The following is a 7021-nucleotide window of genomic DNA, read 5'->3' as shown; positions in this document are numbered from 1 at the left end:
TGCGGGTAGCGATGCTACCCGCAAGGCCGCGCGGGCCCGATATCATCGCCATTTCGACGCCTCGATCGTGGAATTAATGGGTCCTGACCCCAGCCCGCCGTCCAATCATGCCGCACTGCACAAAAGTCTGGCGCGGGATTGACACGCATGTCATCATCGCCATCGAGACACGATCATGCCACGCCTTCCTCCCCTCAGCAGTATGGAAGCCTTTCTGGAGGTTGCCCGTCACGGCACCGTAAAGGCCGCCGCGAGCGAGCTTGGTCTGTCGATGCCCGCGCTCTCGCGCCGTATCCAAACGCTAGAGCATGCCGTCGGTCGACCGCTGTTCGATCGGCATCACCATGGGCTGCGACTGACCGAGGCAGGGCGCGACCTGCAGGACCAGTTGTCGCCCATCCTCGACGAGCTGCGCAGCGTTATCGGCCAGGTCGGGAGTCCCGACGCGTCGGTAAGGCTGCACCTCAATGTGCTGCCGCTCTTTGCGCAGCAACGCCTGTTCCCGCGCTTGCCCGAACTGCGCCGCGCGCATCCCGAATTGCACATCGACATCGACACGCTGTCGCACGGGGAAGCGCGGCTCGGCGAAGGCATCGACGCCGCGATCGCGCTTGCCCGCGCAATTGATCCGGCGCTTTATGCAGCCAGGCTCGATCAGGACAAAGTGTTCCCGATCGCGGCGCGGGGACTGACCGATGGCGAGCGCCCGATTGCGGTGCCCGAACAGCTGCAGCGCGCGACGATCCTGCTGCACCGCGAAATGCCTGAAACCTTCAACGAATGGCGCAATGCGATCGGCATGCCGTATCTCGAACCGATGGGGACCGATTTCTTCGATTCGGGACCGCTGATGCTAGAGGCTGCAGCACAGGGCATCGGCGTCGCTTTCATGCACGGTCATCATTTCGACGACGCGCAGGATCCGCGGCTGGTGCGCTTGTTCGATTTCGACGTCGACAGCCCTTACAGCTACTGGTTCGTCTGCCGCCCCCGCGCGCTGCGCCAGCCCGCGGTCAAGCTGTTCCACGACTGGCTGCTCGAAGCGAAGATCTAGGGTCAGGACGCTAGGTCGGCGGCGACAGGGCTTCGCCGCGCATCTGCGCAGCTATATCCCAAACCGCGATGAACATAGCCGCGATCACCGGCCCGATGACAATGCCGTGAAATCCGAACAATTGCAGCCCGCCCAGTGTCGTGATCAGCACGACATAATCGGGGATGCGCGTCTCGCGCCCCACCAGTATAGGGCGCAGCAGATTGTCGACCATGCCGATGACGAAGAGGCCGCAAAAGACGAGCACCGCTCCCTGCCAGATCGCCCCGCTGAAAAAGAGATAGAGCGCCATCGGCACCCAGACGAGCCCGGTTCCGACCGCCGGTATTAGCGATGCCGCGCCCATCAGCACGCCCCAGAGCAACGGTGCCTCGACCCCCAGCATCCACAGCACCGTCCCGCCGATCATCCCCTGGATGATCGCGACAACGATGCTGCCCTTGATCGTCGCGCGCACCACCACAATGAACCGATCGACGAGCAGGCCAAGCTGGTCGGCGCGCAGCGGCACGGCGGCCGCAACACGGCGCTGCAGCGCATCGCCGTCGCGTAGCAGAAAGAAGGCGAGATAGAGCACGACGCTCAGCTTCACGAGCAGGCCGAAGATGCTCTGTCCGAACAGCAGCGCCTGCCCCAGCACCGCGCGCACGCCGTCGGCCGCGCCCGATCCGAAGACGTCGCGCGCGTCGGCGAGATTCTTGACTCCCAGATTGGCGAGCAGGGTCGTCGCCCAACCGGGTAATCCGGCAAACAAGGTCGTGAAAATGCGCGTAATGTCGATATCGCCCGACTGGATACGCAGATAGACCGTCGTCGCCTCTCCGACCAGCGCCACGCTCAGGATCGCCGCCGGCAGGATGACGATCCCGACGATCAGCAGCAGGGTCAGCAAGGCGGCGCTGTTCCGCCAGCCGGGCATGCGCGCGAGCAAGCGGCGATAGACCGGCGTGAACAGGATCGCCGCGATCACCGCCCAGAGGATGGCCGTCAGAAATGGCCACAGAACGAGCGCAAAAGCGGCCGAGATGGCGATCAGGATGACCAGAAAGGACCAACGCCCGTCCGTGCCCCGCCCTTCACCCTCGCTCGCCATGATCCATTACCCCTGCAGCAATTCCCCTTCTCTAGCGACGACGCAGTCGACCGCATAGGTGGCAATATATGGGACGCCGGATTGCACCGGTCCTCACATATGAGTTCAGGGAGAAATGGTGCTGCTGGAGAGGATTGAACTCTCGACCTCACCCTTACCAAGGGTGCGCTCTACCACTGAGCTACAGCAGCATCCGGGCCCATCGCGGCGTCACGCTCGCTGGGCAGGCGCGGCCTATGGCGGGGCGGCCCGCGCCTGTCAAGGTGCGAGGCTTGACCTTTTGCCGAATTCCCGGGCATGGACGCGGCAATGTCCAAGACGCCTTCCCCCGCCGATATCGAGCGCGAACGCCGCCTTGCGGAAGCGCTGCGCGCGAACCTGCGCAAGCGCAAGGCGCAGACGCGCGAAGCCCAGACGCAAGTCGAAAAGTCCGACGACGCACTTAAAGACTGACCGTCACCGTTACCGCGTCGCCTTCCGCCAAGCCCTCTGCCTTGCGCACAGCCGCTTTGACCGGCAGCAGCCAGCCGCCGCTTTCCTTGTGCGGGAAGACCGAGGTGTTCCAACAGGTATCGCCAACGGTCGCGCGGACCTTTGCCGACCCGAATCCCTTGCGGCCGTCGAGCCACTGTCCGCCGATCGCTGCGAAGCGGATCCCGTCTGCCGCCTCACCCGCGATGGTCAGGAAAAACCAGGCTGCGGGCGCGGTCGCCGACTGCCAGCGCCAGAGCGGCGTCGTGACGGTGAAATCTTCCACGCGCGCCTATTTCGCCGCGATGGGCCGGATCGGCACGGGGATATTGCAGATATCGGCGCCGCCCGCAGGGCGGATGAAGAAGGGATCACGCCGGTTCGCGCGGGCGTCGGCATAGTTAGTGAAGGCATCGCTGTCGGTCGACAGATATTCGAAGCGCGGCTGGTCCGCCGCCGGCAAGTCGCTGGCAAGCCTGATCGAGCGGATCCCGACGCGCTCGGCTTCATCCTCGTAAAAACCCAGCGGTCCAGTGCCACGCGGCAGGCTGGACAGATATTCGATCCCGCTGATCACGCGGCCGACGAGCGCGATATTGCGGTCGAGGTGGCGCGGCGCGTGGCCGATGACGGCATAAAGCTCGGCGCCCGAACCGGTATCGGGCGACATGTTACGGCCGACGCCCACCATGCCATAGCAATGGATGGGCCATTCGCTCTGATGATCATAGGCGACAGGCCAGCCTGCGACAAAACCGGTGAATTCTGCGTAGGCATCGCCGCGCGGTCGGTGCGGGGACGGCGCCAAGGCCGGACTACGGGTTTCATGAGCCACCAAAATATGGGGCGGTACGGAATATTCACTCTCCGGTACCGTTACCAAACCCTCGGGCAAAGGCTTCTTCTCGGTCGCGTCCCCCCACTGCGCGACATAATTATCCTGCACTCGGTTGACGCTGGTGCCGTCCCACCAGTGAGCGGCGGCGAGCTTGCGGATATTGCCGATCCAGCCCTGGCTGAACGGCGCGGGCATCAGCTGGATGACCACGCGGCGCGCCTTGCCCTTGGCGTCGGGCGCAAGGTCCATCACGAGCAGATCCGACGTCGGGATCGCAACCCAGTCCTTCGCGGGCGCCGCGGCCGCAATCTCGCCCGGCGACGGCACCTCAGTCGCTTCCTGGGCTTGAACGGGAATGGCGAGCGATGCCGCAGCCGCGGCGAGCAAAAGATATTTCATGCCGCCTGTCTGCCATGGCCATGCGACTTGCGAAAGCCCCGCCAAGCGATTAGGGCGCGCCTTCCAGTGCAAGATGCGGAGCGGTGGCCGAGTGGTCGAAGGCGCTCGCCTGGAAAGTGAGTATACGTCAAAAGCGTATCGAGGGTTCGAATCCCTCCCGCTCCGCCAAGTCTTTGATTTAATTAGTTTTTATGCGCCGTTACGGCCAAAAACTTCAGCTGCTCCTGCCAAGATAACGGCAATTTTGGATGCCGCAACAAGTCGGGTCCCAGATGGTCTGGTAGCGTCCCTGCGAAAATAGCTTCCACAACGGCGGGAGCGAGGAAGTTCAGACGCACCATCCGAGAAACCCAGGAAGGGTTGAGTCCCTCTCGCCGAGCAATGTCGGCAATACGGATATCCCCGCATTTGAGCTCGGACCACCATTCGCGAGCCTTCACAATATGGCGCGCCAATTCGAGATTTGGCTTCGCCCGGTTGGACGAACGCCCATTTTGTTGAACCAACCGGACCGCTTTGCCTGTCCGCATTGTCCTCGCCGCCGCTTTCAATGCGATCGTGTCATCATGGGGGACACCTGCGATCGCCAGGCCATTTAGGAGCGCCGACACATCGAGTTGAACCTCAACGTATGATGAGCCGATGATCACTTTTCGAATGAGAGACCTGACCGTGAAATAGTCACGCTGATCGACCGCGGCTAGCATGGCTTGCGCCCTGGGCTCGAGGCCCGCGATATCAGACGGGCGCAGTTCGACGTCCGCCTTGAAAAGGAGAGCGAACGGATCCTGAAGTTCTTCGCAAATTAGTTGAGAGACCGCCGCGTCCAGCTCTCCGTTGGGAATACGCATCGGATTTCCGGGCGCGCCTGCATCCGAAGCCTGGTCAACCACGTAGTAGCGATACCGCTTTCGTCCCTTGCAGGCATGATTCGACTTGAAGCGCCTGCCGTCTTCGGTCTCAACCAACCCGGCGAGCAATATCGCGTTCGGTCGCTTGGTCGCGTGATAACCCTGCCGGTTCGTTCGTAGCAAATGATGCGCGGCGTTCCATAGCTCAGCCCCGACAATTGCGTCGTGCTGACCCTCGTACAACTTCTCATGGTGCGCAATCTTGCCCCGATAGACCGGGTTAGAAAGTATCTTGTATAACTGGCCGCGCGAGAATTTTCCGCCGCCCGTTTCTCGACCTGAGAGAGCTATCCGCCGTGGCAACCGTATCTGCTTTCGATCCAGTTCATACTCGAGCAAGCGCACGTTCCCGGTTGCCACATAGCGCTCAAAAATCTCGACGATCAGCTTGGCGTGGGCATCGACGATCTTCAGGCTACGTCCGGCAGGCTCGTAACCCAAAGGTGGATTTCCGCCCATCCACATTCCCTTGGCCTTAGAAGCTGCAATCTTGTCGCGAATTCGCTCTGCGGTGATTTCCCTTTCGAACTGGGCAAAAGAAAGAAGCATGTTGAGCGTCAAACGTCCCATGCTCGTCGTCGTGTTAAACGATTGCGTGACCGATACGAAGCTGGCCTCAGACGCCTCCAGCACCTCGACAAGCTTCGCAAAATCCAGCAGCGAGCGTGTAAGCCGATCAATCTTGTGGACAACCACGATGTCCACCCTTCTCGCCTTTACGTCTGCCAGAAGCGCCTGCAGCGCGGGTCTCTCGAGAGACCCGCCAGAAAATCCGCCGTCATCATAGCAGCGCGGTATCAATACCCAGCCATCGGCCGCCTGACTCTTGATATATGCAGTGCAGGCCTCCCGCTGCGCGTCGAGCGAGTTAAAATCTTGGCCAAGCCCCTCGTCGGTCGATTTGCGGGTATATACAGCGCAGCGCAGCCGCTTCATGCAGCTGCCGCTTTCTCAGTAAGACCGAAAAACGCCGGCCCAGACCACTGCGTCCCCGTGATCGCCCGAGCAATTTCGCTGAGTGACCGCCAAGCGCGCTTCTGCCAAATCAGGCTGCCGTCGGCGTCCACGACAACCACATGCAGGCGTCCCTTCCATTCTCTGACGAGACGCATTCCTGGTTGAAGCGGCAAACTAATCGCCTTCCCGCGCGCAAGATAATCGAGCCGCCGATTTACCTCCCGCGACAAATCTCCAAACCTAGACTTTTGCATTTCGAACGCGATCGCCAATCGCAATACAGTAGCACTCACCTTCGGCACGGGGTCACCATATGACACCTGCCATTTCTTGCGCAGAGCGGGCAATGGCATCTCGGCTAGCAACTCTAGGTCAGAATATACTGCATAATCCGTTGCGCTCTCTCGTCCATGACTTTCAATCTGTCTCTTTTTCATAGACAAGGCGATCGCTCGCCCCGCCTCAAAAGTCGAGTGCAAAAAGACTTTTCAAACAAAATAAGAAAATATTTCCATATCGCGTGGAATCTGTGAGAATATTTAATCACAATTCTCGTCTATAACTATCTTATCACTGGACTTGATTCAGCATTCGAGCATTCATTATGGAATGAAACGCGAACCACATATCGAATGCGCTCCGGCACGCGGGTTGCTCAACCTCGCGCTGATCGCCGCTGAAGATGCCGCAACGATTGCGGCGTTTCCGCCAGACAACGAAGCTGGCCCCGACGTCTCCCAACTAATTGAGCTGGGGTATCGGATAGCAATTCTCGGTGAAGCCATTGAATCCATACGCTCGTTAAGGCGTTAGCAACGCGCGCGATTGAACAAGAATTACGATTGACGGGTTCAGTCCAACAACCGTCCAGCCGGGTTAGCGTCCGCGCTCGTGGTGTAATTTCCGGTGTAGGCGATGGTGTATTCCGGGGTGGGGCATGCCCCACCCCGGAATGCGGCGTCGCTGGTGGCCACCGGGTTCATCGTTATGGTGGAGTTTGCACACTTCAACCGTGACGAAGAGGAGTTCCCGATGACCGAGGACAGATTACTGATCGAAGAGCTTGCTGCGAAGGGCGGCCAACCGGATTTTTTGCGCACCATCGCCGAGAACGTGCTGCAGCTGATCATGGAGGCCGACGTTGATGGCCTGATCGGCGCGGGTCGCCACGAACGCAGCAGCGAGCGCGCGACCTGGCGCAACGGCTATCGCGACCGTTCGCTGGATACCCGGGTAGGCACGCTGAACCTGAAAATCCCCAAGCTGCGTGCTGGGTCCTACTTTCCGGGCTTCCTTGA

9 protein-coding genes and 2 tRNA genes are annotated in these 7021 nt (G+C 60.6%); 5 read left to right on the top strand and 6 right to left on the bottom strand.

The window, feature by feature from the left end:
* Window positions 1–175 precede the first annotated feature (175 nt).
* The gene (locus STE01S_RS07315; protein ID WP_040590058.1) at window positions 176–1054 is read left to right on the top strand and encodes a LysR substrate-binding domain-containing protein; all 879 of its coding nucleotides are present in this window, start codon (window positions 176–178) and stop codon (window positions 1052–1054) included.
* A gap of 10 nt (window positions 1055–1064) precedes the next feature.
* On the opposite strand, the gene STE01S_RS07310 is transcribed toward STE01S_RS07315, so the two are convergent.
* Both STE01S_RS07310 and STE01S_RS07305 read right to left on the bottom strand, forming a co-directional pair.
* Entirely contained in the window at window positions 1065–2147 is a 1083-nt protein-coding gene (locus STE01S_RS07310) for an AI-2E family transporter (RefSeq protein WP_062766424.1), read from the bottom strand.
* Window positions 2148–2263: 116 nt separating this feature from the next.
* Window positions 2264–2338: transfer RNA gene (locus STE01S_RS07305), tRNA-Thr, on the bottom strand.
* 118 nt (window positions 2339–2456) lie between these two features.
* Here STE01S_RS07305 and STE01S_RS20330 point away from each other — a divergent pair.
* Window positions 2457–2600, top strand: a complete 144-nt coding sequence (locus STE01S_RS20330) for a hypothetical protein (protein ID WP_162928223.1) — start codon at window positions 2457–2459, stop codon at window positions 2598–2600.
* Here the strand turns inward: STE01S_RS20330 and STE01S_RS07300 are convergent.
* Together STE01S_RS07300 and STE01S_RS07295 are read right to left on the bottom strand one after the other, a co-directional pair.
* The gene (locus STE01S_RS07300) at window positions 2590–2904 is read right to left on the bottom strand and encodes a DUF1905 domain-containing protein (protein ID WP_058812060.1); all 315 of its coding nucleotides are present in this window, start codon (window positions 2902–2904) and stop codon (window positions 2590–2592) included. The genes STE01S_RS20330 and STE01S_RS07300 overlap by 11 nt on opposite strands.
* A gap of 6 nt (window positions 2905–2910) precedes the next feature.
* Entirely contained in the window at window positions 2911–3855 is a 945-nt protein-coding gene (locus STE01S_RS07295) for a peptidylprolyl isomerase (protein WP_062766421.1), read from the bottom strand.
* A gap of 77 nt (window positions 3856–3932) precedes the next feature.
* On the opposite strand from STE01S_RS07295, the gene STE01S_RS07290 reads away from it, so the two are divergent.
* Window positions 3933–4023, top strand: a tRNA-Ser gene (locus STE01S_RS07290).
* Window positions 4024–4037: 14 nt separating this feature from the next.
* On the opposite strand, the gene STE01S_RS07285 is transcribed toward STE01S_RS07290, so the two are convergent.
* On the bottom strand, window positions 4038–5702 hold the full coding sequence (locus STE01S_RS07285; RefSeq protein WP_062766418.1) for a recombinase family protein: 1665 nt from the start codon (window positions 5700–5702) through the stop codon (window positions 4038–4040).
* Window positions 5699–6160, bottom strand: a complete 462-nt coding sequence (locus STE01S_RS07280) for a DUF2924 domain-containing protein (RefSeq protein WP_082813258.1) — start codon at window positions 6158–6160, stop codon at window positions 5699–5701. The genes STE01S_RS07285 and STE01S_RS07280 overlap by 4 nt, the downstream gene beginning before the upstream one ends.
* Before the next feature lie 172 nt (window positions 6161–6332).
* Between STE01S_RS07280 and STE01S_RS20325 the strand changes: the two genes are divergently transcribed.
* Window positions 6333–6536: a hypothetical protein gene (locus STE01S_RS20325; RefSeq protein ID WP_162928222.1), complete on the top strand. Its 204-nt coding sequence runs from the start codon at window positions 6333–6335 to the stop codon at window positions 6534–6536.
* A 219-nt stretch (window positions 6537–6755) separates the two neighbouring features.
* Window positions 6756–7021: transposase (locus tag STE01S_RS07275; protein WP_174531829.1), on the top strand; the 266-nt coding region annotated here is incomplete at its 3' end.

The organism is Sphingopyxis terrae subsp. terrae NBRC 15098 (assembly GCF_001598815.1).
In the GTDB taxonomy this organism is placed as follows: Bacteria; Pseudomonadota; Alphaproteobacteria; order Sphingomonadales; family Sphingomonadaceae; genus Sphingopyxis; species Sphingopyxis terrae.
Note: the sequence above shows the minus strand (reverse complement) of the source record. Positions and strands in the feature narration are given on the sequence as shown.

What these genes read in the sequence shown, in the direction of transcription:
- STE01S_RS07315 (WP_040590058.1), top strand. Translation starts at nt 176, where the DNA reads ATGCCACGCCTTCCTCCCCTCAGCAGTATGGAAGCCTTTCTGGAGGTT.
- STE01S_RS07310 (WP_062766424.1), bottom strand. Translation starts at nt 2,147, where the DNA reads ATGGCGAGCGAGGGTGAAGGGCGGGGCACGGACGGGCGTTGGTCCTTT.
- STE01S_RS20330 (WP_162928223.1), top strand. Translation starts at nt 2,457, where the DNA reads ATGTCCAAGACGCCTTCCCCCGCCGATATCGAGCGCGAACGCCGCCTT.
- STE01S_RS07295 (WP_062766421.1), bottom strand. Translation starts at nt 3,855, where the DNA reads ATGAAATATCTTTTGCTCGCCGCGGCTGCGGCATCGCTCGCCATTCCC.
- STE01S_RS07285 (WP_062766418.1), bottom strand. Translation starts at nt 5,702, where the DNA reads ATGAAGCGGCTGCGCTGCGCTGTATATACCCGCAAATCGACCGACGAG.
- STE01S_RS07280 (WP_082813258.1), bottom strand. Translation starts at nt 6,160, where the DNA reads ATGAAAAAGAGACAGATTGAAAGTCATGGACGAGAGAGCGCAACGGAT.
- STE01S_RS20325 (WP_162928222.1), top strand. Translation starts at nt 6,333, where the DNA reads ATGAAACGCGAACCACATATCGAATGCGCTCCGGCACGCGGGTTGCTC.